26 protein-coding genes are annotated in these 23974 nt (G+C 70.9%); 10 read left to right on the top strand and 16 right to left on the bottom strand.

Features of this window, described 5'->3' with window-relative positions; translation table 11 throughout:
- Window positions 1-36 precede the first annotated feature (36 nt).
- The 6 genes from ACZ51S_RS32890 to ACZ51S_RS32865 all read left to right on the top strand — a co-directional run bounded on the left by ACZ51S_RS32890 (window position 37) and on the right by ACZ51S_RS32865 (window position 5031).
- Complete coding sequence (locus ACZ51S_RS32890; protein ID WP_468962938.1) at window positions 37-627, top strand: hypothetical protein; 591 nt, start codon at window positions 37-39, stop codon at window positions 625-627.
- 151 nt (window positions 628-778) lie between these two features.
- Window positions 779-985 carry a hypothetical protein gene (locus ACZ51S_RS32885; protein ID WP_468962936.1) on the top strand — a complete coding sequence of 69 codons (207 nt, stop codon included), beginning with the start codon at window positions 779-781 and terminating at the stop codon, window positions 983-985.
- Window positions 982-2241, top strand: coding sequence for a site-specific integrase (locus ACZ51S_RS32880; protein ID WP_468962934.1), 1260 nt, complete (start codon window positions 982-984; stop codon window positions 2239-2241). The genes ACZ51S_RS32885 and ACZ51S_RS32880 overlap by 4 nt, the downstream gene beginning before the upstream one ends.
- Window positions 2242-2299: 58 nt before the next feature.
- Window positions 2300-2845 carry a hypothetical protein gene (locus tag ACZ51S_RS32875; protein ID WP_468962932.1) on the top strand — a complete coding sequence of 182 codons (546 nt, stop codon included), beginning with the start codon at window positions 2300-2302 and terminating at the stop codon, window positions 2843-2845.
- 220 nt (window positions 2846-3065) lie between these two features.
- Window positions 3066-4394 carry an exonuclease domain-containing protein gene (locus tag ACZ51S_RS32870; RefSeq protein ID WP_468962930.1) on the top strand — a complete coding sequence of 443 codons (1329 nt, stop codon included), beginning with the start codon at window positions 3066-3068 and terminating at the stop codon, window positions 4392-4394.
- Entirely contained in the window at window positions 4384-5031 is a 648-nt protein-coding gene (locus ACZ51S_RS32865) for an XF1762 family protein (protein WP_468962928.1), read from the top strand. The genes ACZ51S_RS32870 and ACZ51S_RS32865 overlap by 11 nt, the downstream gene beginning before the upstream one ends.
- Before the next feature lie 261 nt (window positions 5032-5292).
- On the opposite strand, the gene ACZ51S_RS32860 is transcribed toward ACZ51S_RS32865, so the two are convergent.
- Window positions 5293-5937, bottom strand: a complete 645-nt coding sequence (locus ACZ51S_RS32860) for a hypothetical protein (RefSeq protein ID WP_468962926.1) — start codon at window positions 5935-5937, stop codon at window positions 5293-5295.
- Window positions 5938-6280: 343 nt separating this feature from the next.
- Complete coding sequence (locus tag ACZ51S_RS32855; RefSeq protein WP_468962924.1) at window positions 6281-7537, bottom strand: hypothetical protein; 1257 nt, start codon at window positions 7535-7537, stop codon at window positions 6281-6283.
- A gap of 280 nt (window positions 7538-7817) precedes the next feature.
- Here ACZ51S_RS32855 and ACZ51S_RS32850 point away from each other — a divergent pair, with 280 nt between their 5' ends.
- The gene (locus tag ACZ51S_RS32850) at window positions 7818-8402 is read left to right on the top strand and encodes a J domain-containing protein (protein ID WP_468962922.1); all 585 of its coding nucleotides are present in this window, start codon (window positions 7818-7820) and stop codon (window positions 8400-8402) included.
- 76 nt (window positions 8403-8478) lie between these two features.
- On the opposite strand, the gene ACZ51S_RS32845 is transcribed toward ACZ51S_RS32850, so the two are convergent.
- The 13 genes from ACZ51S_RS32845 to ACZ51S_RS32785 form a co-directional block, all read right to left on the bottom strand.
- Entirely contained in the window at window positions 8479-10527 is a 2049-nt protein-coding gene (locus tag ACZ51S_RS32845; RefSeq protein ID WP_468962920.1) for a hypothetical protein, read from the bottom strand.
- A gap of 517 nt (window positions 10528-11044) precedes the next feature.
- Entirely contained in the window at window positions 11045-11305 is a 261-nt protein-coding gene (locus tag ACZ51S_RS32840) for a hypothetical protein (RefSeq protein WP_468962918.1), read from the bottom strand.
- A 353-nt stretch (window positions 11306-11658) separates the two neighbouring features.
- Window positions 11659-12264 carry a hypothetical protein gene (locus ACZ51S_RS32835; protein WP_468962916.1) on the bottom strand — a complete coding sequence of 202 codons (606 nt, stop codon included), beginning with the start codon at window positions 12262-12264 and terminating at the stop codon, window positions 11659-11661.
- A gap of 33 nt (window positions 12265-12297) precedes the next feature.
- Entirely contained in the window at window positions 12298-12540 is a 243-nt protein-coding gene (locus ACZ51S_RS32830) for a DUF6211 family protein (protein ID WP_468962914.1), read from the bottom strand.
- Window positions 12541-12731: 191 nt separating this feature from the next.
- Entirely contained in the window at window positions 12732-12881 is a 150-nt protein-coding gene (locus tag ACZ51S_RS32825; RefSeq protein ID WP_468962912.1) for a hypothetical protein, read from the bottom strand.
- A 187-nt stretch (window positions 12882-13068) separates the two neighbouring features.
- Window positions 13069-13491 carry a hypothetical protein gene (locus tag ACZ51S_RS32820; RefSeq protein WP_468962910.1) on the bottom strand — a complete coding sequence of 141 codons (423 nt, stop codon included), beginning with the start codon at window positions 13489-13491 and terminating at the stop codon, window positions 13069-13071.
- 148 nt (window positions 13492-13639) lie between these two features.
- Window positions 13640-15310 (bottom strand): hypothetical protein, encoded by a 1671-nt coding sequence (locus tag ACZ51S_RS32815; protein WP_468962908.1) that lies wholly within the window; start codon window positions 15308-15310, stop codon window positions 13640-13642.
- 404 nt (window positions 15311-15714) lie between these two features.
- On the bottom strand, window positions 15715-16086 hold the full coding sequence (locus ACZ51S_RS32810) for a hypothetical protein (RefSeq protein ID WP_468962906.1): 372 nt from the start codon (window positions 16084-16086) through the stop codon (window positions 15715-15717).
- Between the two features lie 73 nt (window positions 16087-16159).
- Window positions 16160-16774, bottom strand: coding sequence for a hypothetical protein (locus ACZ51S_RS32805; protein WP_468962904.1), 615 nt, complete (start codon window positions 16772-16774; stop codon window positions 16160-16162).
- A gap of 112 nt (window positions 16775-16886) precedes the next feature.
- Window positions 16887-18494 carry a ParB/RepB/Spo0J family partition protein gene (locus ACZ51S_RS32800; RefSeq protein ID WP_468962902.1) on the bottom strand — a complete coding sequence of 536 codons (1608 nt, stop codon included), beginning with the start codon at window positions 18492-18494 and terminating at the stop codon, window positions 16887-16889.
- Between the two features lie 82 nt (window positions 18495-18576).
- On the bottom strand, window positions 18577-18774 hold the full coding sequence (locus ACZ51S_RS32795) for a hypothetical protein (protein ID WP_468962900.1): 198 nt from the start codon (window positions 18772-18774) through the stop codon (window positions 18577-18579).
- 961 nt (window positions 18775-19735) lie between these two features.
- A complete protein-coding gene (locus ACZ51S_RS32790) occupies window positions 19736-20224 on the bottom strand; it encodes a glycine-rich domain-containing protein (RefSeq protein ID WP_468962898.1) in 489 nt (162 codons plus the stop codon).
- A gap of 539 nt (window positions 20225-20763) precedes the next feature.
- Window positions 20764-21012, bottom strand: coding sequence for a hypothetical protein (locus ACZ51S_RS32785; RefSeq protein WP_468962896.1), 249 nt, complete (start codon window positions 21010-21012; stop codon window positions 20764-20766).
- Between the two features lie 387 nt (window positions 21013-21399).
- Here ACZ51S_RS32785 and ACZ51S_RS32780 point away from each other — a divergent pair, with 387 nt between their 5' ends.
- Together ACZ51S_RS32780 and ACZ51S_RS32775 are read left to right on the top strand one after the other, a co-directional pair.
- The gene (locus ACZ51S_RS32780) at window positions 21400-22335 is read left to right on the top strand and encodes a helix-turn-helix domain-containing protein (RefSeq protein ID WP_468962894.1); all 936 of its coding nucleotides are present in this window, start codon (window positions 21400-21402) and stop codon (window positions 22333-22335) included.
- Window positions 22313-22525: a DUF397 domain-containing protein gene (locus ACZ51S_RS32775; protein ID WP_468962892.1), complete on the top strand. Its 213-nt coding sequence runs from the start codon at window positions 22313-22315 to the stop codon at window positions 22523-22525. Before ACZ51S_RS32780 ends, ACZ51S_RS32775 begins: the two co-directional genes overlap by 23 nt.
- Before the next feature lie 298 nt (window positions 22526-22823).
- On the opposite strand, the gene ACZ51S_RS32770 is transcribed toward ACZ51S_RS32775, so the two are convergent.
- Complete coding sequence (locus tag ACZ51S_RS32770) at window positions 22824-23225, bottom strand: hypothetical protein (protein WP_468962890.1); 402 nt, start codon at window positions 23223-23225, stop codon at window positions 22824-22826.
- Between the two features lie 384 nt (window positions 23226-23609).
- Here ACZ51S_RS32770 and ACZ51S_RS32765 point away from each other — a divergent pair.
- Window positions 23610-23974 (top strand): hypothetical protein (locus ACZ51S_RS32765; RefSeq protein ID WP_468962889.1); only part of this gene is annotated, 365 nt, incomplete at its 3' end.

The raw sequence follows: 23974 nt of genomic DNA, 5'->3' as shown, positions 1-23974 counted from the left end.
CTTCTGTCCCCGCACCACGGAAGGAATCACCCGACAATGACGGACGAGACGATGGCGGAGCGGGAAGCGGCCGGTATCGCGCTGATGGATGCCGCCTACCAGCGGTGGGCGCACCAGCCTCCGGCCACCGTAACCCTGGACCGGTGCAACGCCTGGACGGTCCTGCTCGCCCTCCAGGCCACCATCACCCATCCCGCCTTCGCCGGCACGGCGATGGGCTCGGCGGTGGAGAACTGGGGGCGTCAGCTGCAAGAAGCCGTCTGCGATGACGCGGAGCTCTACGCGGTGGCCGAACGGGGCTGGGATCGCCACGGTTCCGGCAACCCGCCGGCGGCCGACTCCGAACCGTCCGAACCGGACGCGGCGGGGGTAAAGCTCATGACCGACGCCTACACCCGGTGGGCAGACGCCCCCACCGTGTCGGCGACGGCGGAACGCCGGGACACCTGGACGGTCATGATGGCCCTCCAGTTGGCCGTCAGTCATCCGGCCGTGGGTCAGACGCCCATGGGCCCGGTGGTCGAGGCCGTCGGCCGCGCATTGCAAAACGGGCTGTGTGACGATCCCGAGCTGTACGCGCTGGCTGAGGCGGGCTGGAACCGCGCTGCCGACGTCGACCGACACTAGTACGCCTATACACGCAGGTGGGGCCGTGCACGGGCGGCCCGGGAGGGAGACGACCCATGAACACGATGTGGGACGGCCGGGAAGCGACGAACGCGGAAGCATGGACGCTGGTCCGCGCCATCGAACGGACGGCGCTGTGAGGGCGCTTGCCGTGGGCGGGTCGATCGCGGCGGCGGCGGCCGCGTTCTGGGCCGGGGTGGTGGTCGGCATGGACACCGCCCCCGGCGTACGGGAGTCCGCCACGGTCGCCATGTGGGCGACGGCAGCCCTGGCGGCCGGCCTGCTCGGTGGGATCCCGTACGTCCGGTGGTCGACGGCCCGGGAGGCGGACCGGACCCACGGGCAGGGGACGAGATGACGCCCTTCGAGACGGCGTCGATGCCGGCTCCCCGCTCCGAAGCTCTGCCGCCGGGGCGGGTCTGGCACCCGGACGGCTACGCGGTCGACGCGGGCACACTCGCCATGGCCGCGTCCGCCACACCGGACAACACCGAACGGGCCCGGCAATCGCGCATGGGCCTGTTCGTCGGCTGGTGCCGTGAGCGGGGCCGGTTGCATTCCGATCCGGGAACGCTCGCGGACTGGGCCCACTGGCTCGCCCTCCAGCGGCACCCCGCCGAGACGATCGACGTGTACACCGCGACCGTCGCCGAACGGCTGGCAGCCGGCGAAGTACCGGTTCTGGTGCCGGACTCCGAGCGGCGACTCATCGCCGGCATCGTCGCGGCCCGGGCTCAGGCGGAGGCACAGGAGGACGGCGGGTACGGCGATGTCCTCCAGGCGCCGGAGCTCACCCGGGAGGAGCTCGCGGCGGTCCTCGCCGTGCACAGCCCGGAGACGGTGGAGGGCATCCGCAACCGGCTGATCCTGTCCCTGTCCTGGTACATGGGGGCGCGGGCCTCGGAACCGGCAAGCCTGCGGGTGCGGGACGTGACCGGGGAGGCCGTGCGCCTGGTCGACCGGGAGACAGGCGAGGTGTGCGAGCTGCCGGCGATGACGGTCACGCTCCGGCTGTCCAAGACCAACCCGTACGGTCGCACCGTGGACCGGATCCGCATCCTGGCCCAGGAAGACGACACGTGCCCGGTGGCGGCCTGGCGGGCCTGGACGGCTGTCCTCGACCGCCACGGCATCACAGATGGGCCGCTGCTGCGGCGCGTGCGCAATGGGCGGCTGACAACGGCGGGGCGGCCCCCGGCCGACACGGCCCGGGCTGGCGGTATCGGGGACCGCACCATCCGCAACCTGATCGCCTCCTCGGCGCTCGCGGCCGGCCTCACCCGGGAACTGCGGGCGGAGGAGCGCGAGATCATGTCCGCGGCCGCCGAGCGCGCCGAACTCGCGGCGTTGGTCTGGACGGAGGAGGGCCGGGAGGCGGTCCGTACCCGCCGGCGTCTGGCACGCCGGGCCCTACGGCGCGAGTTGCGGCGCTACTCCGGACACTCGATGCGGCGCGGAGCGGTCCGCCACGCCCAACGGGCCGGTGTGAGCCGGGACGTCATCGAGCGGCAGTACCGCTACAGCCCCGCCAGTCGCGCGCTCGCCCGGTACCTGGACGATCTCGTGGCCTGGGGATCCAACCCGACCATCCCACTCCGCTACCGCGCGGACTAGCCCCACCCCAGCGGCCGCGCCACCGCCACTATCAAACGATCTCGTTTCTGGAAAGGTTATGGAGAAAACTCCGGTAACGGTCTGGATTTACGCCAGTCAGGCATCTCGATTTGACCTGCTGAAAAAGCGCTACAGAGAGGAGGAGCGGGCCACTTTCGCGACTCTCCGGAAAGACGGAATGTCCGTGAAGGATGCGCGGATCACGCTCGCTGAAATGCGGGCGACAGAATGGCCGTCGTTCGCCTCGATCGTGGCCGATGCGGTGGAAGCGCGTCTGTCGGAACCGGACCTGGCGGGGCCTTGGCGGCCGCTGTCGAAACCGGAGCGGCAGCGGCTCGCGCTCTCCGGCCGGTGGCCCGGGCCGGCTACCGGCCAGGTGCTCAAGGAGCGCAACTACGACCTCCCGTCGCCGCTGGTCGAAAGGCTGCGGACGGCGGCGTGGCGGGTGTCGGAAGAGCCCTTGCGCAAGCTGGAGCAGCGTGGCCTGCTCCTCGCCAGCGGGGGCCTGACCCGCGCCCAGCACGAGACCCGCGCCCGTCTCGTCGCCCAGCTCTACCCGGTCCCGCGCATCATCCGCGAAGCGCTGGAGATGTGGCAATTTTAACGAGATCGTTTCGTGGATTATTCGGCGCTGATTTCGTTCATAACCCGACTGGCTGAATTCAGGGGAATGCGTCTCGCGGGACGTTATGCGGTGCTAGCGTTTTCTCGTCGGCAATCGGAAGGGAGTTTTCATGGATGCCGTTACGGCGACGGATGTCAGTATTCCGGCGGGTCGCCAGGCGCCGCCGGCTGCCCCTCGGCCCCGGGCGTATATCGACGGGGTGCCGCTGTACGCCGCGGGGCGGGCGCCGGGTCACCTGCGCTCGCGCACGCAGATGGCCGGTGACCGGCTCAAGCCGGCTCCCGGGCAGAAGCCGGTGGCGTGGGTGCGGACGCGGGAGTGGGGGGACGTGGCCCTGTACGAGCCGGCGGAAGCGGTGCGGATGCGGCCGCTGCCGTCGTCGGTGAAGCGGCGGATGCAGGCGCGGCGCACGTGCCCCACGTGTCAGACGGTCCGACCCGAGGTCGTACGCGGGCGGCGGTGCGACCTGTGTGTGGAGCGGGACCGCCAGGCGGAGCGGCGGCGGGCGGCCCGGACGTGCCGGGACTGCGGGGCCGTACGGGAGCGGCCCTACCCGCCGAAGCACGGCCGGTGTCAGATGTGCCGCACGGCCCAGCGGCTCAGGGAACGGACGGAGCGGGCCGAGTGGCTGGCGCGAGAACGGACGGAGCGGGCCGAGTGGCTGGCGCGCGTGACGACGTGTGCGGGGGCGGACTGCAACGTGCGGGTGGTATCCGTGCGGTCCGCACGGGACTGGCTCCGCCGCACTGGCGCCGTCTGGTACGTCCCCAGCGAATGGCCGCGCCGGTGCCCTCCCTGCGAGACGGCCCACCGTGAGGAGGAGGCGGAGCGGGCCGAGCGGTACGCGCGGGAACAGGCGGAGCGGCTTTCGCGTGCGCGCGAGCACCGGGCGGCGCGGGTGCAGGATCTGCGGCAGTGGGCGGCCGACGTCCTCGCCGACTCCTCGGCGGTCTTCCTCGACACGGAAACATGCGGACTGGAGGCGGACTCTGCCGTGGTGGAGATCGCGGTAGTGACCGCCGGGGGCGAGGTGCTGATGGACACCCTGCTGCACCCGGGTGAGGGCGTCACGGTCCCCGCGGACGCCTCCGCCATCCACGGCATTTCGAATGCCGATGTGGCCGGGGCGCCCGGGTTCGCGGACATCGCGGTGGAGCTGACCAGGGTCCTGGACGGGCGGCGGGTCATCGCCTGGAAGGCGTCATACGACGCTGGGCGGCTGCAATTCGAGTGGAAGCGGTACTACTCCGCGGCGGGCCACGCCGACCCCGCGGCCTCGGCGGCCGCATGGATGGCCTGCATGCGATTCGAGGACGCCATGGGCCCGTACAGCGAGTGGGTGGGGGAGTGGTCGGACTACCACGGTAGCTACCGGTGGCAGGCGCTCGGCGGCGGGCACCGTGCCCTCGGGGACGCGCGAACCGTCATCGAGCGCCTTCGGGAGATGGCCGGCCACGCGGCGGATCCCGCCGCGGAAGCTACGGCCTTCGGCGGCGGTCGAGGGGAGCGCACAGACGATGACCAGTAGGCAGGAGTGGTTGACCATCGTCCCGTTGACGCTTGCAGACGCGTGCGAGGTAGTCGAGCGGCTTCACCGCCACCACAGAAAGCCGCAGGGCCACAGGTTCAGCATCGGCGTACAGCGCCCAAACGGTTCGCTCTGCGGGGCGGCCATCGTCGGACGCCCAGTCGCCCGATCCTTCGACAACCGGCTTACCGTCGAGGTGACCCGCGTCGCCACCGATGGAACCCCGAACGCGTGCAGCGCCTTGTATGGAGCGGCGTGGGGCGCCGCGTCCCGGATGGGCTTTCGCCGAGTGATCACGTACACGCAGGACAACGAGTCGGGCGCGAGTCTGCGCGCGGTTGGGTGGACCCCTATCGCGCAGTTGAGTCCGCGCACTGGATGGGACACGCCCTCGCGGCGTCGTGAGGACCGAGGCACGGACGGTGTTGCTCGCATCTTGTGGGAACAACGGGCCAAGGATGCGCCGGAACTACCGTCGGTTGAAGACCTGCGTAACGAAATACGTAACGAAATTCTTTGTGAAGCCATCGGCTGCGGGCGGCCCTTCCCGCTCCGTTTCGGACGAGGTCGACCCGCTCGCTACTGCTCGACAGCATGTCGTGTACGCGCCCACCGCGCTTCGAAGGCAGGTGCCTGACCTCGGCCTGAGACAGGCTCTGCGGGTCCTTCGATGTCCAGTCAGCCCGACCGTCATCAATGGCACCAGCCGTCAGCGGCCCGCCGCGGCGCCGCCCGTAGGAGCGGCCGTTACGGCGGGCCGGCTGCGGAGCGGTCCTCGGCTACTCGGTTGCCGCCTCGGCCGGCCCCTGGACGTCCAGTTGCGGCGCCTCGACCGTCGCCGCTTCCCCCGCAGGGCCGTCGTCGGCGTCCTGCACCACGTCCATAGCAACCTGCCCCTTTACCACCAGGGGTTGCGCGGCGGGAGATCCCGGTACAGGTCCCGGTTCCACGGGGAGAATGCCACCTCCAAGAGCACCTCCTCGTACGGATCGGCGGCCGCCGGGTCGGACACCGCTCTGGCCTCCAGCGGGATGGGGTCGCCCCCGCCCCACTCCAGCGCGAAGTGCTCAGACGCCGCCCCCGAGATCCATAGGCCCCCGTAGTCCCAACCGGCAGCCACCACGGCGACGATGGCGCTGTGGGCGTGCCGAGCATCGGCATGGTCCTGCTTCTCATCGATCGGCATGTCCGGCGGCAGTTGCCCGCACGGTGTTCCCGCGTAGATGAAGCCCAGGTGCATATCCCGGCCGCGGTTGATCACCTGGTGCCGCATGAACGCGTCCGCTGGCACCTGCCGGTTCCCCCAGGTAGTCCGCTCGTTCCATGACGGCGTGTCTAGGTATCCGCGCACGTAGCCATCGGGGCGGCACTCCACTCGTAGGTCCTCCCCCATATCCGGGGCCCTGCTGAACCAGGAAGGATTCACGTCCAGCCCACCGGGCGCCAGCGGCCACTTGCTGCCCAGGTGCGGCCATGCCTTCACCCTGCCCCCGACCTCGTCAGCGTCTGCGGACCGCTGGACGGGGCGCCTGCCTGTCGTCATGCGGCTGAGCGTACGCGGGCGGGATCAGCAGGCGGGCGGCTTTGCCGCGCCCCGGTAGTGGGCGATCGGCCACGTCACCGCTCGGGCACCGTGCCCTCGGGGACGCGCGAACCGTCATCGAGCGCCTGCGGGAGATGGCCCATGATTCAGGGGCCTGAGCGAACCCGGAGGGCATGCCAGCTCGTTACTCCGGCATGAGACTGGACGGATGGGACCTGAACACAGCGCACCCCGCACGCCCCCTGCCGCTTCATAGGCGGTCGGACACCACCGACAGTGGCCCGCCGCGGCGCCGCCCGTAGGAGCGGCCGTTACGGCGGGCCGACTGCGGAGCGGTCCTCGGCTACTCGGCTGCCGCCTCGGCCGGCCCCTGGACGTCCAGCTGCGGCGCCTCGACCGTCGCCGCTTCCCCCGCAAAGCCGTCGTCGGCGTCCTGCACCACGTCCATAGCAACCTGCCCGGGAACGGGAACGGGAGCCGACGGATCGGTCTTTCCCTTGGGCGCCCTCGTCTTCGTTTTCTCCTGGCGTGCCTCGTCCAGCGCACGTGTCAGTTGCTTGATCCATGCCTGTGCGGCCCGGAGTTCCTCGGATCGGGCCGCGGCGTCCGCGACGGCAACGCGGGCCCGCTCGTCGGCTTCGTCGCGCGCCTTCTCAGCAGCCTCACGCCGGCTTTCGGCGGCAGCCGCGTCCTCCCGTGCCCGCTCGATCTGAACGTCTGCCCGGGTGATGGCGTTCTCGGCGCGCTTCTCCGCGGCTTCGATGCGCTGTTCGGCGCGCAACGCCCGTTTGTCAGCCTCCGCACGGAAGTACGCGGCGTCCGTGGCCCGCGCTTCCGCCTCCTGGGTGGCCCGCTTGGCGGCCTGGATCTTCTCCAGGGCATCCGCGTACCCGGCCGCAATCTCGTCCTTTTTCCTCTCGGCCCGGACCCTTTCGGCCTCAGCCTTGCGGCGTTGGTCCTCGGCTTCGGCGGCGGCGGCCTCGGCACGGCGCTGCCCCTCGCGTGCCGCGTCGGCGGCGCGCACGGCCTCATCGCGGGCGATCTCGGCGTTCCGCTGGAGCCGGGCCGCGGCCTCGGCGGCCTGCGTCGCGGTCTCGGCGACATCCTCGGCCCTCTCGCGGGCCACGCGGTCCCGCTCGGCGGCCGCCTCGGCGGACTTCCGCTCGTCCACAGCCTTGTGGGTCTCCGCGCGGGCGGCAGATGCCTCGGCCTGTGCGCGGGCGGCTGTCTGGTTGGCCTCGGCCACGTCCCCGGCGCTCGCCGCGCGGGCGGCTGCCACCTGGGCTTCGATGCCCTCCGGCGAGGACACTTTCCCCAGTTCGGCCCGCAGTCCGGCGGCCACCTGCTCCATCCGGTCCATGAGCTCTTCGGCTCGGAGGATCTGGCCGGGCAGGCCCGGCGAGCGGCGTTGACGCGCTCGCTCCTGTTTCGCGCTATTGGTGCAGGCGGGGCCGCAGTAGGACGGGGTGCGGCCGCCGTTGGACTCCGGCGTATCCCGCTCGATCCGCTCGCCGCAGACCACGCAGGGGCTAGGCCAGTAGCCGTATTGACCGCCGACTTCCGGCACCTCGTCGGGGGCTAGCTCCGGTTGGACGGACACGGTGGGACTCCTCGCCTTGCGGTGGTTGGTCGCAGAATACTGACCAGGCGTCATCCACACTGCCACACATCCGAGTTTCCGACTTACCGGAAACGATAAGTCGGAAACTTCGGGCTCCAGTTGAGCGCCTGCCACCGGAACCTCCGGCGGGGGATCCGTAACGCGTTGGGGCAACACGTTGCGGTTAGGGGTAACGCGTTGAGGCAACACGTTACGGTTAGAGGTAACACGTTGTCCCAACGCGTTACGTCCAGGGCGGCAAGAGAGGTGAGGGGTCCGGATGGCGGCAGAGCGGCGGCAGTGCGGCCAGTGCACGCGGCGGGTCACGGGCAGGTCGCTGTACTGCTCGCCGGCCTGCAAACAACGCGCCTACCGGGAGCGCAACGGGCTGGGGAGCATCGATGCGGGGGTGCCCGAATTCGGCTACTGCGTGCACTGCATGCAGGGCTTCCACTGGATCCGCTCCCGGGCGGGGCAGGAGCGGTTTTGGTGCTCCAACCGGTGCTCGCAGGCTGCCTACCGGGCCCGCCTGGCCCAGGAGCGGCGGGAGGAAGAGCGGCGCCGGTGGGAGGAGCATCAGGCACGGGAGCGGGCGCGCCAGCAAGCCAGGCGGGAGCAGACGTCTTCTTCAGGATCGGGTTCGGACTCGCGGGCCTACCGGCGTGCCTCCGGGCTGGGCGTCGAAGAGGCCCGGCGGATTCTGTTCCGGCTCGCCGGCCTGGTCGATGACGGGACGGTCAAGCTGAAGCCGGTCTACCGGCGTGCGGCGAAGCTCCTGCATCCGGACGCGAACCCGGACGGGGAGGGGAATTTCAAGTTGCTGGAGCGGGCCGCATCTGTCCTGGCCGGGGCCGGGCTCCTCTGACGTAGGCGTCACCGGGCGGCCTGCCGATCATCGGCGGCCGCCTGGGCCCGGCCCGGGCGTGCCGGGCGATCGGTCGTCATGCCGCAGCCCTGTAGTCGTTCTCGGCGGCCTGCCGGGTGGGCGGCTTGAGCCGTGCCGGGTCGACCGGCTGTCCGGCACGGGCCAGGGCGTCTGCGGCCAGGGCGATGGCGAGGGCGCCCGTGCGCAAGGCCTCGATCTGCCAGGCGGCCGCGTGGTCGAAGTAGCCGTCAGCGGTGCGGGGATAGGCCCTGTCGTACGGATCGAACCCGGCAGGTACCGGCTGATCGGCCGCGGGGCGGGGACCCATGTGGCGCTTCGCCGGAAGGCTGAGGCGGCAGTATTCGGTCTCGCGCATGCACCAAGCCCAGCGAACCCGGTCGACGTACGCGGCCATGGCCCGTTCCCCGGGCCTGGTGGCGGTCCCGTACCCCGCGGCGGCCTCGTAGAGCGTCTTGCTTGTACGGACCGGTACTCGGAGCCCCTGAGCGTTCACGGACCACGTCATGAGCCCTGCGGAGGTGAGGACGTCGAGGTGGCGGCTGACGGTAGCGGGCCGGTATCCCGTGGCCTGGGACAGCTCTTCGGTGGGCGTGCCTGCCTCCAGAGCCTCCAGCGTGCGGCCTACCGTGTGACCCACAGCCGTCCACAAGCCGGACTGCTGGAAGGCGATGCGCTCTCCGAGACGGCCCGCCCACATCGAAACCACCTGCCCTCCTGTGGTTGGGGGGGGGGCGTTCCGGTATCCGTCCGACCCGCATTGACCTGCGGTTTCCTGTGCGGCGGTGGGGCTGGCGTGCACGGCGCAACGGTGATGTTCGCTGTCCGGGCACTCGTGGCTGTCGGCGAGCTCCACCCGGCGGGCCGTGAAGGTCTGCGCGTCGCCGGCGGAGGTGACGCGCAGCCACCCGTCCAGCACGACACGGGACATGGAGGCGGCGGCCGTCGACTTCGCGCGGGCCATGAGTACGCCGAGTCCGCGCACGTCGGCGCTGACCTCGGCGGCGCCGCTGAACGCCATCCGGAAGGCGACGGCGTACAGCAGGTTGCGATCAGATGTGCCGGAGGGGCGGGCCCAGTAGTCGGGCCCTGCTGCCTCGATACGGGCCGTCAGCTCGGCACTGGCCAGCGCTCCCGCGGTGTCCGCGCGGGGGGCGTCGCCGTCGTCGGCGGGCCGCTTGGGGAGCCTGGCGGCGTCCTGGACCGCAAGCCACCACACCCGCTCAGCCCGGCGGCTCGCCTCGACCTCAGTCAGCGGGACACGGCCGCCGCCGGGGACGGAGGCGGTGCGCAACCACTCCAGTGCCGGTGACAGTTCCTCGTCCGCGATGAGGTCGCGCAACTGCTGGTAGGTGCCTCCGGAGAGTGCGTGGGTGCGTACGGGCGCGTGTACGGCGGCGCTGTGGGCATCAGGCCGGTCCTCGGGGCGTCTGCGGAGCGCGGCCAGGGCCTTGGCGCTCAGGGGCCGCCAAGGGCGGTCCAGCTTGATCCGGCCGGTGTCGTCGGTCGTGATGGAACGGACGACTGGGCCCCGGGCGGCGATCGAGGGGGGGACGGGGCGGCCGCGGTGGTGGACCTGGGCGAGCTGCGGGCCGGCCGCGCGGACGCGGGACTCACTCAGCAGTGCCGGGTAGGCGGCCATGGCCTCCAGGGAGGCGAGGAACGAGGTCCACGCCCCTCGGTTGGCGCCTTGCCGTAGTACGGCCACCGCCTCCTCCACGGTGTGTTCGGCGAGGCGGGCGTATCCGCCGGCGCGGTGGAGGGAGCCGGGCGGCCGCACCCCGCCCGTGGTTCCGTTGGTCAGCGGGCTTGTGTCCAGGCTGGGATACAGCCGCTTCGCGGCCCGGGCGATCCGCGCCACCACGGCGGCGTCCAGACCCTCCGGGCACGCCGCCCACAGGTGCATGCCCCCGGTGGGGCCGGAGATGACGGGCACGCACCGGATGCCATGTGCGTTCAGAGCCCGCGTCAGAGCGGCGGCGTCGGCGCGGACCTGGGCGCGTCCGGCGTTGCCTGCGTCAAGGTCGAAGACCAGTCGCACGAACGGCCCACGGCCCTTGCGGCTCCACCGGGTCAGGTAGACCGTGACCGGCCGCCCAATCGTCACCTGATCAAGCGGGATTGACGACGGGTAGACGTTCGCCCACGCCCCCGGCTGACCAGCGGCCGCACGGACCCGACGCCCGGGAGAAACCCCCTGGACGAACCGGGGCAGCACGTACGCCGCCTCGGCGGCGTCCGCGTCGATGTCGACCACGGCCCACACGGCGGGTGGGAGATGGGGGATATGCCCGGACGAATCGCCCGGATTTTTTGCGGTGGTGGCATCAGGATTGTCGACAAGTCGAGCCGCCGACACACCTGTTAGAGGCATGCCGGTGCCATCACCGCGGCTCGCTGCTAGGATGGCAGGGCTCCTCGGTGCTATGAGGACGCACGAGAGCCCCCGCGCGTTGGCCTAGGAAACCGGCGCACACGGCGGCTGGAGTGCTTTTTCTAGGGCCCGGAGTCTCAGCAACACATGGATGGGGATCCTTGTTTTGTGTTTTAGGGGCTGAGACCCGGGCGGCTCACGTTCCAGTCAACGGATAGGAAATTCCAGACTGGCTACGCGGCCGGAGAGATCACCCGGCCTCCTTGAGTACTACTGACCCAGGCCACCCCACGGGCTTGCCCGTCTCGGGGTCGACCTCCATGAGCTCAATCACGCGGTTCAAGAAGCCGGCCACGGACATGTCCAGTGCCTGGCAGATGTCCAGCAACTTGACGGCTTCCTCGGGATCGAAGTTGCTGCCGGGCCGGTACTGAGCCCCCGAAGAGGGGTCATAGTTGACAGGGCGGAACCTGGTGCCCTTCGGGGGGCCCAAACGCCTCGGATCCTTCATAGGGCCGATCATGCCAGATTCCCACCACTCTTGCTGCAAGTCCCGCAGCAATCGGCTGATGTTTTGCCGATTCTCAGCCATAAGTGGCTAGTTCACCACGCCGGTTGACGCTGAGCTACTCATCTGACTAGTTGCCAGAATCTGACTGGCCGTCTGACGCCCGCCCGGGTAAACGGGCGGGCGTCAGACGGATCACTGGGCCCAGTCAGTAGGCGGGACCGGCGGCAGGAGTAGGGCGTCACGGACGGCCTCATCCGTACCGCACGGGGCGCAGATGGACAGATCTCGGGTTGTGGTGGTGCGGGAGCGGGCGGGCCGGGCTCCAAGGGGGCCGGCGCAGCGGGGGCAGGAAGTCATGACTTCTCCGGTTGGTCTCGGGCTGCTTGCAGGATCTTGGTCCAGGTGCTGGCGGAGGGGCCGGGGTGGAGCTGGTGGAGCCGCTCGATCAGGCGGGCCGGGCGCTCGTCGGGGTGTTCGGCGATGACCTGGCGGGCGAGGGCCAAGCGGGGGTCGCCGGCGTAGGGGGTGGAGGGACGGGTGGACCCCGCCCGGCTCCCCGCTCCTGCGGGGGGCTTGGTGGTATCGCGGGTATCGATGTACCGGTTGATGTCCCGCAGGCGCCATTTGGGACGCTGCCGCTTCTCGGGGTCTCCCCACTCGACGGGTTCGGGGAATCCCTCAGGGGGTGCGCTGGTGGCCTTGGAGACCCAGGAGCTGTCCTTGTGTCCAAGGAGCGCGGCGAACTGCGCGGTGCCGACGATTTCGTGTCGGGCGCGGTCCCATGCTCGCCACTCGTCGGCATCCCACGTGAGGGTACGTCCGGGCCCCGGCCGCGCCGGTGGGTGGCCGTTGGTGGCGCGGGCCTCCCAGAGGCGGGCCAGGGTGTTGCGGCTGTAGCCGTAGGCGGCGGCGAGCTCGTCGCGGGTGAGCCGGCGGGGGCCGCCGGTGTCCTCGGTCATGCTGGTGCTCCTGGCGGGCGCTGCCCGCTTCGGTCAGGGGGCGGGGGTCCAGGTCTGGACGTCGCCCCGGGGGCTGCTTCGGGTGAGGGCGGCGATGTCGGCGCGGGTGATGGCGGCCGCCCAGTCGAGGTGGTCGGGGTGGCCCTCAAGGTGCCACACCACATAGGTGCCGGGCTGGTCGGGGACGGTGTCCGCGATGATCAAGGTGGTGCCGTCGGTGATGCCGGCGGTACCGGAGTGCAGGCGTACCAGGTCGTACGGCTGGGGGTCTACCATGGTGGTGTCCTTTCCGTGGGCCCTAGGGCTCCGGTGTGAAGGGGACATACGCCCGGCGGCCATTTGCCCTTGCGCCGCCGGGCGACTTCTTCTCAGGCGGCCCCCGGGAGATCTCTCCCGGGGGCCGCCTTGCTGTCTAGGCCCCGGGAATGTCCGTGGAGGCAAGGATGGCGGTCATGACTGGCCTCCGGTCAGTGGTTGTCGCTCTGGTCGGGGCCCGGCTGGCGCGGGATGCGCAGGCCTCGGGCGGTGTCGTAATCGTCGCCGGACTGGGGGGCGCGCTGGCGGGGGATCGTGGGAATGGCGCGGTCGTTGAAGTCGTCGCGGTCGGCGTGCTGCACAGCGGGGCTCCTGGTGGTGTGAAGGGGGGCGGGCACGGGCCGCTGCCGGGCGGAGGTTTGCCCTCCTCCGCCACGGCGGCCCTGTTGACTCAGCTTTCGGCGTGTTCACCGGAACTGCACCGCTGGTGGCTGCGGAGCACGGTCCGGCTTCCCGCCCCGCCCCATGACGGGGTGGGGCGGGCGGGGGTCAGGCGAGCGGGACCGGCTCGGCGGCGCGGCGCAGGTCGAGCCGGTTGTGCGCCGGGGCGCCTGCGGCCGTACGGCACAGCGGCGCCCACCCTGCCCGGTTTCCGGCGGTGAGGCAGCGGGTCCAGTCGTTGAGCTCGTAGACGTCGTCTTCGGCGAGCTGCCGGGGCTCGTCTGCCGCCGTCCAGTAGGTGCCGGTCGCCTCGACGGTGCCCGCGCGGCCGCCGGGTGCGAGTTCAAGGCTGACGGCGTCGAAGGGGGCTCGGTGGTCGAAGCCGGTGACGGCGTCGCGGACGATCGCGGCGAGGATGAGGGAAGCCAGGCGGGCCAGTTCGGGGCTGTTGGTGCCCGTGTCCCGCAGGTCCTGGGCGCGGTTGGCGGCGGCCGCCAAGTGGCGGGCTCCGGGCAGCGTGTAGCTCTGCATGTTCTCTCCGATGGGATGTGAAGGGATGGGGCGCGGAAGCGCCTGGTGGGCGGGGTTTGCCCTCCCCGCCAACCCTCTTATTGAACCAAATTTCTGGGTTCTTTGCTAGTTGGCCCGGGGGGTGTGTCGCGTGGGCGCGTCCGGGTTGTTAGGTGAAAAGAAGGTTCGCGGGGAGGGTCGCATGGGGCTGACCGGGAAAGCGCTTTGAGATGTGCGGGCGGGGAGCTCGGCGGGGCGGCCGGGGGTGTGCGGTGACGGGTTCGCGGGGCCACAGCTCTAGTTGTTCGTGGTGTGAGCGGCGGATTTCGGAGATTCGCTCGGCCACGGCGCGTTCCAGCTCGGCGCGGCGGGCTTCTTCGTGTCCGCCGCGAAGCGGCCGCAGGCAGCGGGCCTCCTTGTGGGCGGGTTCGGGGCGGATCCGGGTCCAGGCGGTGAGTGCCTGGGTCCCGTCCGGGGTGGGGGTGACGTGTCGGCCGTCGCACTGTAGGAAGCCGGCTTCGGTGAGGGTGGTGACACGGCGGCGGGAAACGGTGCGGCCCCGGGCCCGCGGGTCGTGGGGGTCCATCTGGTAGTAGACGGTGCCGTCGTAGTGGAGGTGTCCTCGTCCGGCCGCCCACACCGCGTCGGCTTGGGCGGCAGTCCAGCCCAGGGCGCTGGCCTGCTCCTGCCAGAGAGGGCTGTTGAGCACGGCCTCGGTGCGGCGGGCGTGGTCAGCGGCGTGTCGTTGGGCGGCCGCGTAGGCGTCGGCGCGGGACCAATCCCCTGTCCGTACCGTCTGGACGGCTACGTACGCTCCGCCTCCGCCACAGGGCAGGCACAGCACGGCGTAGGCGTCGTCCCGCAGCGTGAGGGAGGAGATACGGACCGACGGGGGTAGCCCTTCGATCGTTCCCATGGGCCGGTCCCGAACGGGCGGGGCCGATTCGACTTCGTCCGGGGCCGGGGCCGGTGCCAGTGGGGCCGGCTCGCGCTGCTCCTGCTGCCCGGACTCGCCCTCGACCTCCTCGACTTCCTCGGGCTGCCCGCGACGGTGCGGAGCGGGGTGGGTCGAGTTGCGGCAGATGCCGCAACGGGCCGCGACAGCCCAGGTGTCGGGGCACTCACCGCAGCCCGATACAGCCTGCTGTGCAGCCTTCTCGCGCTCGGCATGGGTGCGAGCCCGTGTGACGGCCTGTCCGGTGGCGTACTCCTCCTCAGCCCGGATCCGGCAGGCCTCGGCCTCCGCGCGGCTGGCTGCGATGGTCCGTTGGAGCTCGCGGAGCCGGGCGGCATCACGGACGGCGAGGACGGCGGCGTGGTCGCCCTGGGGAAGGCAGGGAAAGATCAGCTGCTGCCTGTCCTCCGGGCTGTCGCCTTCGTGCGCGCGGCGGATGCGGCGGACGCGGGCGGCCTGGTCGGCGGCCGAAAGCAGGGCGGCGGGTCCGGCGGTGTGCAGCAGCAGGGCGGCTTTGCGGCCGTCGGGGGTGGGGGTGATACGGCCGTGGTCGTCGGGGGCGGTGAGGAATCCGCTGGCGGTGAGGTCTTTGACGATTGCGGCGGCGATGCGCCGACCGCCGGGGCGGCGCCGGTAGCCGCCTTGCTGGTCGACGACAATGCCGGTGGTGGCGGCGTGGTCAACGGCGTCCAGGTGGCGGGCGGTCCATGCAAGCTTCGGGCCGATGTCTTCGGCGGCGTACTGGGCTCGCCTGCGGGTGGGGTCGTAGTCGTCGGCTGTGGCCCCGTGGATGCCGGTCCAGTAGCAGTGGTGGCATCCGGTGGTGCAGGCGGTACAGGGCTGCGGGTCCGTGGCCCCGGGCGGGGTGAGGTCGGCGGGCAACACGAGGTGTCTCCTGGGTGGTTGGCACGGCTGGCAGATGCCGGGGGGCCTGGTCTCGCCGGCGGTGGGGGGCTCGGGGCGCGTGCTGTCTTTCGTGTGAAGTGCGTGAAGGGGAGGGGGGCCGGGGTGGGGAGCGAGGAGGCTCAGCCCCGGCTGGGGTGCGCGTCTAGAGGGTGGGCCTACGGCCGGGCGGCGCCTGCCGGGCCGGGCCCCCTGGGCGGGTCGCGGCCGGGGGGCGCGTACGGCCGGTCGTCGCGTCAGCGCCGGCGGGGCCGTGGACTGCGCGGCCGGCGGGAAAGCGACCTGGCCGGGTGGCGGCTGGGGGCCGCCTGGGCGGCCCCTGGGGGCCGTTGTGCTGGGCGTTCGCGGGCCGGGGCGGCGTTTTGCCGCCCCGGCGCGTGGTGCGGTTAGAGGGCCGCTCGGGCGGTCGGCGCCTCGCGGCGGTAGTCGGCGGCGGGCTGGAGGGGCCGCGTGAGGAGGGGGGCCATCCGGGCGGCGTAGGCCTCGGCCTGGGCGACGGTGTCGACCTGCGGGGCCAGGAGGAGGAACGTGCGGCCGCTGCCGTCGTGGATCCGGCGCCATGACCGTACGAGGTGGCTGGCGTGGGCGTGGGGGGTGCGGCAGGGGAACGGCTGGCCGTCGTAGCGGCGGGGGCCGCATGTCTGGCACGGCTGCCAGAGTCGGAAGGCGGTGGATCCCTCGTACTGGCCGGTGGGGGAGACGCTGGCGGCGAGGTAGATGCGGCCGCGCTGGCTGGTGTCGAGCGGGGTCAGGTCCATGGGGTTGCTCCTGTGTGTGAAGGGGTGGTTTCGGCCGGGGCGGTTTGCCCTCCGCCCCGGCCGGGGTTGGGGTTTAGAGGGCGCCTCGGTCGCGGAGGTAGGCGCCGGTCAGCAGGGTGACGGTGGTGTCGCTGGTGGCGGGGACTCGGCGGGCGCTGATCACGCCGTCGCGGCGTCCGTTGCGGTGGATGACGTACTGCCTGCCGATGGCGGGGATGTGCAGCGCGTAGAGGCCGTGGGGGGTCTGGATGCGGACGACGGCGGCCTGGGCGGCCTCGTCGTAGGCGGCGGAGATGGCGTGGGTGCTGATGCCGAACTCGCGGACGAGGAGCCTGAGAATCGCGCGGGCCTGCATGAGGTCGGGGCCGTAGTCGACCGGAGCGGGCGCGTCGGCTCCGGCGACACAGCCGCACACGTTCTCGTCGGCCGTGCTGGCGGCGGGGCGGGCGGGCAGGAAGGTGCGGGGCGGGGTGAGGGCCTGGGGGCCGGTGCCGTTGGTGGCGTGGTCGACGTAGGCGGCGACCTCGGCGGGGGTGGTGAGGATGACGGGGTGTCCGGCGGCCGGGACGACGATGCAGGATCCGTCAGCGGTGACGGACAGGGAGGTGATCGCGCCGGACATCAGCAGGTCGGTAAGTTCCAGGGCGCTGACGGGTCCGGGCGCGATGGCGCGGCTGCTGTGCTGCATGGTGGGTTGCTCCTGTGTGTGAAGGGGTGGTGTGCCGTGGCGCCCGGGGAGGGGGTTTGCCCTCCCCCTCCCCGGGGCCGGGTGCCGGGCGGATGTGTCCGCCCGGCGGTGGCTAGTTGATGGTCTTGCCGTTGGCTTCGGCGTCGGCGAGTGCGACGGCGGCCGTGTGGTAGGGCTGGCCGTCGATCACGGCCTGTTCGATGGGCGTGGGCTGGTAGCCGAGTTCGGTCAGCCACGTGAGGTACTCGGCGGCGACCGCGCGGACCCACGCGTCTGCGTGGCGGCCGTCGGTGCGCCACACGGTGCGTGCGGTGTGCTGCTCGTAGGCGGTGACGATGGCGCCGAGTGCCATGGCGGCGGCCTTGGCGGGGGTGACGGCCTTGGCGCGCGTCTCGCCGTCGCTGTGTTCCGTGATGCCGAACCAGGAGTTGAGGCGGGCGATGGCCTGCGGGTGGCGGGCGCGGCGGCCGAAAACGTCGGCTCCGGACATCAGCACGCGGGCGGTGATGGTGTTCATGAGGTCGGTTTCTGCCTTGGGGCGGCGGGCCTTGCCGAAGAACGTGGCGAGCCACTCGCGCCGGATTTCCTCGGCGGTGTCCCAGTCCTTTCCGCCCTCGATGATCGCGTGCCGCTCGCTCGCGGTCGGCTGGGGCGTGGTGTCGGCGTCGGCGTCGGCGGGCATCTTGTGCCCGAAAAGCTCGGGGTTGGTGCAGTAGGGCGCGTATTCGATGTGGTCGGCTACCCAGACGTGGCCCTGGCAGGTGGCGTGTTCGGCGGCGGAGAGTCCGAGACGGCTGATGCGGGTGGCGGAGTCTTTCAGCTCGGCCAGGGTGCGGATGCGGATGGGGGCGCCGGTGGCCTCCAGCTCGGCGCGGTGGGCGGCGAGCCTGGCGCGGGCCTCCGATTCGGTGCGGGCGCGGCGGACGATCCAGCCGTGGGACTGGCTCGTGGGGTCGGCCTCGATCGCGTCCGTGGCTTCGGAGGCGGCCTTGGGGTCGGTCTTCTCCAGCTCGGCCAGGATCGCGTATTCCTCCAGGGTCATGGTGGCGGCCGTGGCGGCGGCGGTCCGGACCGTGCAGTACTTGGTGAGGCGCTGGATCTGCCTGGCCTGGGTGACGGTGACAGAAGCGGCGGCTGCCATGGCCTTGGCATCGGCTCCGAGGGAGGCGGCCTCGAAGAGGGCGGCGGTTTCCTCGGACGCGGTCAGGCCTGCGCGGTGGCGGGCGGTGGTGACCATGTCGAGCATCTGTCCGGCCTCGGACTGGTCCTCGTAGGTGTAGGGGACGTGGCTGATCTTGGCCTTGATCGCGGCGGCAAGGCGGCGGTGCCCGTCGACCACGCGCAGGGTGCCTTCAGCGGTGCGGGTGACCTGGATGGCGGTGCGGATGCCGTTGACCTTGATCGACTGGATGAAGTCGGCCGACAGCTTGAGGTCGCGGCGCACGTTGCCGGGGTGCGCGGTCAGGGCGGTTACGTGGATCAGCGGACGGTAGGTGACCGGCACGTGGGTGATGCTGGCGGCGACGGCGGCGGCGAGGCGGTGCAGGCCGTCCACGACGCGCAGGGCGCCGGTCGGGGTGGTCGTCACGTACAGCGGCTCCTGGATGCCGTGGGCCGCGATGTCTTCGGTCAGGGCGGCGGGGGCCGTCGGCAGGTTGTGGGCGGCGGCCAGTTCGGCGGTGTCGAGCGTCGGCCAGGAGGTGGCGGTCTTGGTGCTCATGTGGAGTGCTCCTTGGTGTGAAGGGTGTTGGTCCTGAGGCGGGGGCGGTTTGCCCTCCGTCCCCGCCTCAGGGGTGCGGTGACTAGAAGTCGAACATCCGGACGACGATCACGCCGTTGACGGTCTTCCACTCGTCAACGTCGACCAGCTCGGACCGGTCCAGGGTGTGGCCGCACTGCATGCAGGTGATCTCGCGGTACATGGTCTCGGTGAAGCTGCCGGTGTCGCAGGCGCCGCAGTGCATCTCCTGCCACTGCGTGATGTCGTAGGCGACGGTCATCGGATCTCCTTGATGTGAAGGGGTTCTGACGCCGGTTCGGGGGTTTGCCCTCCCCCTCACCAACACCTCTATTGAACCAAATTTTTGGGTTTTTAGCAACCCGTTTCGGTGCTCTCTTTGGGTGAATTCCGCAGGTCAGGGCGCTAGTTGGGGGTGCTGGGGTGTGGCCCCGGCGGCCTGCTGGGCGTCTGGTGGTGGCGCCGCGCGCGCCACGCCCCGGGCCTGAGTGGGGGGTCCCTCCGGTCTGGGCGGCACTCACGGTGGGCCGTGCGGGCGTGCGGGGTGGCGGAGCTTGCGGAGCTGCCCCGTGCGGTCGTGCGGCATGGTGCGGAGGGACGGCCAGACCGGAGGGACCCCCCACGACCCCCAACCAGTTCCACCCACGGGCCCGCAGTCACCAGCGGCGCCCCCGGCCCCTCTGGGACTGGTGGCCGGGTGTGGGCAGAGCCCGCGAATCAGTGACCGCCGCCGGCTTCCCGGCCTTCGCGCAGGCCTCCCGTCGCCGGCGCGGCGGCGGGCGCGCGAAAAGGAGGGAGGTACTGGCGAAGGGGGAAAAGCCGAGGCCGGGGCTGGTCAGCCGAGGATGTGTCTGCGACGGCTTCCAGTGGCCCCACCGGAACGGTTTCGTTTGGCCCCACCCACAGCCCTGTCGCGACAAAAAGGGGCCCCGGCCAGCGGGATGGGTGCTGGCAGGGGCGGGTTCTCAGGCTGACGTGGGGGCCTTCTCCGTGGTGCCGTCGCCCCGGCAGGCGAGGCACGGTTCGCTGTACACAACCCGGCGCCGGCCATCCACGAAGATGACGCGCTCGGCCCCGCGGCACCCGGCGCACCCTCCTGCGGCGGGACGGCGGCTCTGTACGAACTGTCCTCGCCGGCGGAGCGCCCGTAGGTGCTTGATCAGGTCGTCATGGTTCTCTGACTGCCAGGATTCGGTCACAGCCCATCAGCCTAGCGAGGAAGGCTAGTTCGGGTGGTCGTCACGGCAAGTCGCCGAACAGTTTCCGTCGGCGCACTGGTTGTCGTGCTGGCACGTCGCGGCCACCTGCATGCCCTCCAGGGGGTTGGTCCAGAGCTCCATGTCCGGTTCGAACCCGGCGGCGCGGATCCGGTCGAGGGTGTGATCAAGCGCTCCCGGGGTGTACCGGTTCGGGTCCGGGAGCTCGGGCAGGTGATGCACGAAGCGGCCGAGGTGGGCGCACAGCCTGGCGTAGACGGCGGTGTGGAGGATGAGGGAGTGCCAGCCTTCGTCGACGGTCCGGGATGGGCGCATGCCGCCGGGGAACTGCGCGGCAGCGGCGACGAACTTCAGGCCCTCCTCCGTGATCCGCTCGGCGTCGTGGTGGGACAGGTGGGGGTTGTTGCTGCTGACGGTCACGGCGACGCCCTCGAATTCCTCGGGCGTGATGAGGTCGCGGGCCCTGGTGGCGGTGCTCTGGGTGGTGGTACTCATGCGGTGGTGCCTCCATTTTCGTGGTCGGAGGTGCTGAAACCCGCCCGGCCGTGGTCCTGGAAGATGCGCGGCAGGGGCGAGGTGAAGCCCGGCCGGCCGTGCGGCGGCGTGGCACGGCCGGCCGGGGGCTTAGGGGGCTGGCTCGCCCAGAGGGCACGGCGGCGGGGGCTTCTCCCGGTCGAACGGCCTGGCCCACGCGGGCAGGGGGCACGGGGCGAGGTATCGCAGCAAATGCCGTCCGTGTCGGTCGATGTACGACGCCCACGGAGGTGAATGCTCGGCGTAGAGCCGCATGCGGAGATAGAGCAGGGCGACCGCGTGACCCTCCTCGGCCTCAGCCGGGGGGTTCAGCTCCAGCTGCCGCCGCATCCACGCCTCGGCGTCCTCGGGCGTCTCAAGCGTGGCCACGATCTCCCCGGCCGGGCGGCGAAGCCACTCAGCCGCGTCAAGGGGCGCTTCCCGCTCGTGGTCGGGAAGGTGCCCGCGCTGCCCCGTGTAGGAGTAGGCGTGCCAGTGCAGCCCGGCCGGCGGAGCCGCCGTCATCGGCTGGCCTCCATGACGTTGTCGACGGCGGTCGTGAACTCGCGGCCGGACGCGCCGCGGATGTATGCCAGGTCCATCCAGTACTCGCCGGCGGTCGCGACGTTCTCGGTGACGACGGCCATGAGTACGCCCTCGACGCCGGACGCGATGTCGCGGACCCGCTTATTCAGGAGGCGGTGCGGCTGGTACTCGTACTTCCCCTTCTTACTCACCACAGGCCTCCGGTGCGGTGCGGTCGGGCACATCGCTGTCCGCGCCCGGCCAGTGCTTCAGGAAGCGGGCGAAGCCGTCTTGGGCTCGGGCCATCAGCTCGGCGGAAGGCTGTACCGGCAAAGGGAAAGAAGCACGGTGCCTGATGGGGGCGGTGGTCATCATCACCTCGCGTCGTCTGGTGCGCGTCGGGGCCCGCCGTACCGGGGCTGGGTCCTGCGAATCGTGGGCAGCGCGATCCGGGATCTTTCCCATCTGCGCTGGTCAGAGCAAGGGCGTGCATCACTATCAGCAGCTGCGCGGCAACTTTCCGTAGCGGCTACCGCCAGTGTGCCACTGGAATTCCCTCCATGGGAATCCCATTGCGCCTTCCGGGCCTTTCGGGTTGCGAGGGCGGCATATGCGCATGGCTGCATCGGGCTATGACCTTGCTGCGGCGAGCGCTGCATGGCGAGACTGGCGGCTACCGCACGGAAGGACGGCTGATGACATCTGCGGGTGGACCACGCCGGTTGCAGATCGCCACGGGGCTGGCGAAGCTGCGTGAGCGCTCGGGGCTGACGCTGGAGGAAGTGGCCAAGCGGGCCGGGTACGGGAAGTCCACCGTGAGCCGGTATGAGGACTGGCGGCATCCCTCGGGGCCCAAGGCCCGCACGGTGCGGGCCATTGCGGAGGCGGCTGGCGGTACGCCGGACGAAGTGGCCGCCTTGGTGCGGCTGACGGAGGATATGCCGGATGGCTGGTGGGTCGGCGACGGCTCAGCCGTGCCGGAATGGATGCACCCGCTCGTAGCCCTGGAACAGGAGGCGGACGACGAAAGCGCCTTCGCGCCGTCGGTGGTGCCGGGCCTCCTACAGACCCGCGCCTACGCCGAAGCCATTCACCTGGCAGAGCATGTTCGGCTGCCTGCGGAGCGGGTCAGGGCGTTGGTGGACGCTCGTATGCGGCGACAGGAAGTCCTCAAGAAGGCGTCGCCGCTGCATCTCTGGGTCATCCTGGATCAGGCAGTACTCCGCAGGGTCGTGGGCGATCACAAGGTGATGGCGGATCAGATCACCCACCTGATCGACCAGGCTCGGAGTCCGAATATCGATGTCCAGGTGCTCCCGTGGAGCGCCGGCGCGCACGCGGCTGGTCTGGGGCACTTCGTGACGCTCAGCACCCGGGACGCCCTTGGTGCGGTATACGTGGAGCTCCTCGGCGGCGGCCTGTATCTGGATAGTGCCAGGGACGTGCACAGGTACACAGTGGCAATGGACTACCTTCGCACCCAGGCAGCCGATATCGGAAAATCGCTGCACCTTCTGGAAATCGCACGCGAGGAGCACACAGCACATGAGGCACAGGCCCACCCCTGAGGAGCTGGCAGCGGCGGACTTCAGGACGTCCAGCTACAGCGGCGGGAGCGGCAACGAGTGCGTGGCGGTCGCGCAGTTCGACAGCTGGTCGTGCGTCCGTGACTCCAAGCTGGTGAACGGCCCGGTGATGGCAGTGCGCGGCGCGGCCTTCACCGCGCTGACGGACGCGCTGAAGGCGGGTGCCCTGTAGTAAGCGGAGGGTGCCTCGTCAGTCTTCGCCGCGCTGGTCGATGCGTTTGAAGCTGGGCGCTTTCAGCTGCTGACCCGTAGCAGGAGGGGGCCGCACCCACAGCAAGGATGCGGCCCTCACCGTTTGGGTGGGCACGCCTAGAGATGGCATCGCGCTGTGTCTGCGGCGGTCTCCGGTGGCCACACCGGAACGGTGAACAGTGGGTCCGGGTGGGCCGTCGGCTACCCGTTCGAGAGGTGGGGCCACTTCCCGCCGTTCGCCCGGGTCCAGCGGAAGCCGTTCAAGACAGCAGGGGTGGTTAGGCGAGTTCGCCGGGGTCGTATTGCGGTCGGGGTGGGCCCACCCGGTTCAGTTCGGACTGGAGGTACAGCGGCAGGGCGTCGTGGACTGCCTTGGGGAAGACCGCTGACAGTGGCACCTCTTCGCGCCGCGGGTAATAGCCGTGCCTGCGCAGGTATCGCACCAGGTCGTCTTCCGTAAGCTCTGCGCGGAGCCGGGTGGAAAGCCCGTCGGGTGACTTCACCAGCACGCGCCGTTCGTCCAGGTCGTTGTCGTGGTCCACGGTCATCAGGTGGGCGGCCAGTGCTCCCAACGCCAGGACGTTTCCCTCTGCGGTCTGGTCTTTCCCGTCCGCCACGGTGACCCATACGTTGCCGCGCTTTGCCTGGACGTTCCACAAGACGGTCTCTGCTGTCGTCACGATCCGAGGTTAGCCACCCACTCGCCCCAACACCTGCGGGGTCGGCACGCTCGCCAATGTTGCGAGGCTGATCCGCGGCCGTCCTGTGCCGCTGGTGTGGTGGGCCGGGTCAGGCCGGCACCTTGCCTCCGTGGGTTCAAGATTCCAAGGAGGCAAGGTGCCAAGCCCCGCCGTGATGGCTCTAGAGGCAACTTGGTGAGGTGAAACCACGGGCGCAAGGCACCAAGGAGCCACAGCCTACTTTCTTCCTCCCCGCGGCTTCTTGAGCGGCTGTCGGCGCGACCGCCCAGCAGCCTTACCAGCCTCCGTCTGTGCCGCTGCCACCCGGGTCTGTGCCGACTCCTCGACCTCGGCGAGCTGACCCCGCAGGGTGCCGGCCTCGGCGTGGGCCTCCTCGGCGGCGTGTTGTGCCTGCTCGGCGAGCTGCACCGCGACGGCACGGCCACCCTCGGCCTGACGCCGTGCCGCTTCCGCCTCGCGGGCCTGCTCCTCAGCCTGGCGGCGTGCCTGGCGCTCGTCGTCCAGTTGTCGGGAGGCCTCGGCGAGCTGGCTCCGCAGGGTGCCGGCCTCGGCGTGGGCCTCCTCGGCGGCGTGTTGTGCCTGCTCGGCGAGCTGCACCGCGACGGCACGGCCACCCTCGGCCTGACGCCGTGCCGCTTCCGCCTCGCGGGCCTGCTCCTCAGCCTGGCGGCGTGCCTGGCGCTCGTCGTCCAGTTGTCGGGAGGCCTCGGCGAGCTGGCTCCGCAGGG

It is taken from the genome of Streptomyces sp. NPDC034043 (assembly GCF_055575675.1).
This window is presented reverse-complemented; position numbering and strand designations above follow the sequence as displayed.

Coding starts and splice junctions, on each gene's coding strand:
- ACZ51S_RS32890 (WP_468962938.1), top strand. CDS start 37: ATGACGGACGAGACGATGGCGGAGCGGGAAGCGGCCGGTATCGCGCTG.
- ACZ51S_RS32880 (WP_468962934.1), top strand. CDS start 982: ATGACGCCCTTCGAGACGGCGTCGATGCCGGCTCCCCGCTCCGAAGCT.
- ACZ51S_RS32875 (WP_468962932.1), top strand. CDS start 2,300: ATGGAGAAAACTCCGGTAACGGTCTGGATTTACGCCAGTCAGGCATCT.
- ACZ51S_RS32865 (WP_468962928.1), top strand. CDS start 4,384: ATGACCAGTAGGCAGGAGTGGTTGACCATCGTCCCGTTGACGCTTGCA.
- ACZ51S_RS32860 (WP_468962926.1), bottom strand. CDS start 5,937: ATGACGACAGGCAGGCGCCCCGTCCAGCGGTCCGCAGACGCTGACGAG.
- ACZ51S_RS32850 (WP_468962922.1), top strand. CDS start 7,818: ATGGCGGCAGAGCGGCGGCAGTGCGGCCAGTGCACGCGGCGGGTCACG.
- ACZ51S_RS32840 (WP_468962918.1), bottom strand. CDS start 11,305: ATGAAGGATCCGAGGCGTTTGGGCCCCCCGAAGGGCACCAGGTTCCGC.
- ACZ51S_RS32835 (WP_468962916.1), bottom strand. CDS start 12,264: ATGACCGAGGACACCGGCGGCCCCCGCCGGCTCACCCGCGACGAGCTC.
- ACZ51S_RS32830 (WP_468962914.1), bottom strand. CDS start 12,540: ATGGTAGACCCCCAGCCGTACGACCTGGTACGCCTGCACTCCGGTACC.
- ACZ51S_RS32820 (WP_468962910.1), bottom strand. CDS start 13,491: ATGCAGAGCTACACGCTGCCCGGAGCCCGCCACTTGGCGGCCGCCGCC.
- ACZ51S_RS32810 (WP_468962906.1), bottom strand. CDS start 16,086: ATGGACCTGACCCCGCTCGACACCAGCCAGCGCGGCCGCATCTACCTC.
- ACZ51S_RS32805 (WP_468962904.1), bottom strand. CDS start 16,774: ATGCAGCACAGCAGCCGCGCCATCGCGCCCGGACCCGTCAGCGCCCTG.
- ACZ51S_RS32800 (WP_468962902.1), bottom strand. CDS start 18,494: ATGAGCACCAAGACCGCCACCTCCTGGCCGACGCTCGACACCGCCGAA.
- ACZ51S_RS32795 (WP_468962900.1), bottom strand. CDS start 18,774: ATGACCGTCGCCTACGACATCACGCAGTGGCAGGAGATGCACTGCGGC.
- ACZ51S_RS32790 (WP_468962898.1), bottom strand. CDS start 20,224: ATGAGTACCACCACCCAGAGCACCGCCACCAGGGCCCGCGACCTCATC.
- ACZ51S_RS32785 (WP_468962896.1), bottom strand. CDS start 21,012: ATGTGCCCGACCGCACCGCACCGGAGGCCTGTGGTGAGTAAGAAGGGG.
- ACZ51S_RS32780 (WP_468962894.1), top strand. CDS start 21,400: ATGACCTTGCTGCGGCGAGCGCTGCATGGCGAGACTGGCGGCTACCGC.
- ACZ51S_RS32775 (WP_468962892.1), top strand. CDS start 22,313: ATGAGGCACAGGCCCACCCCTGAGGAGCTGGCAGCGGCGGACTTCAGG.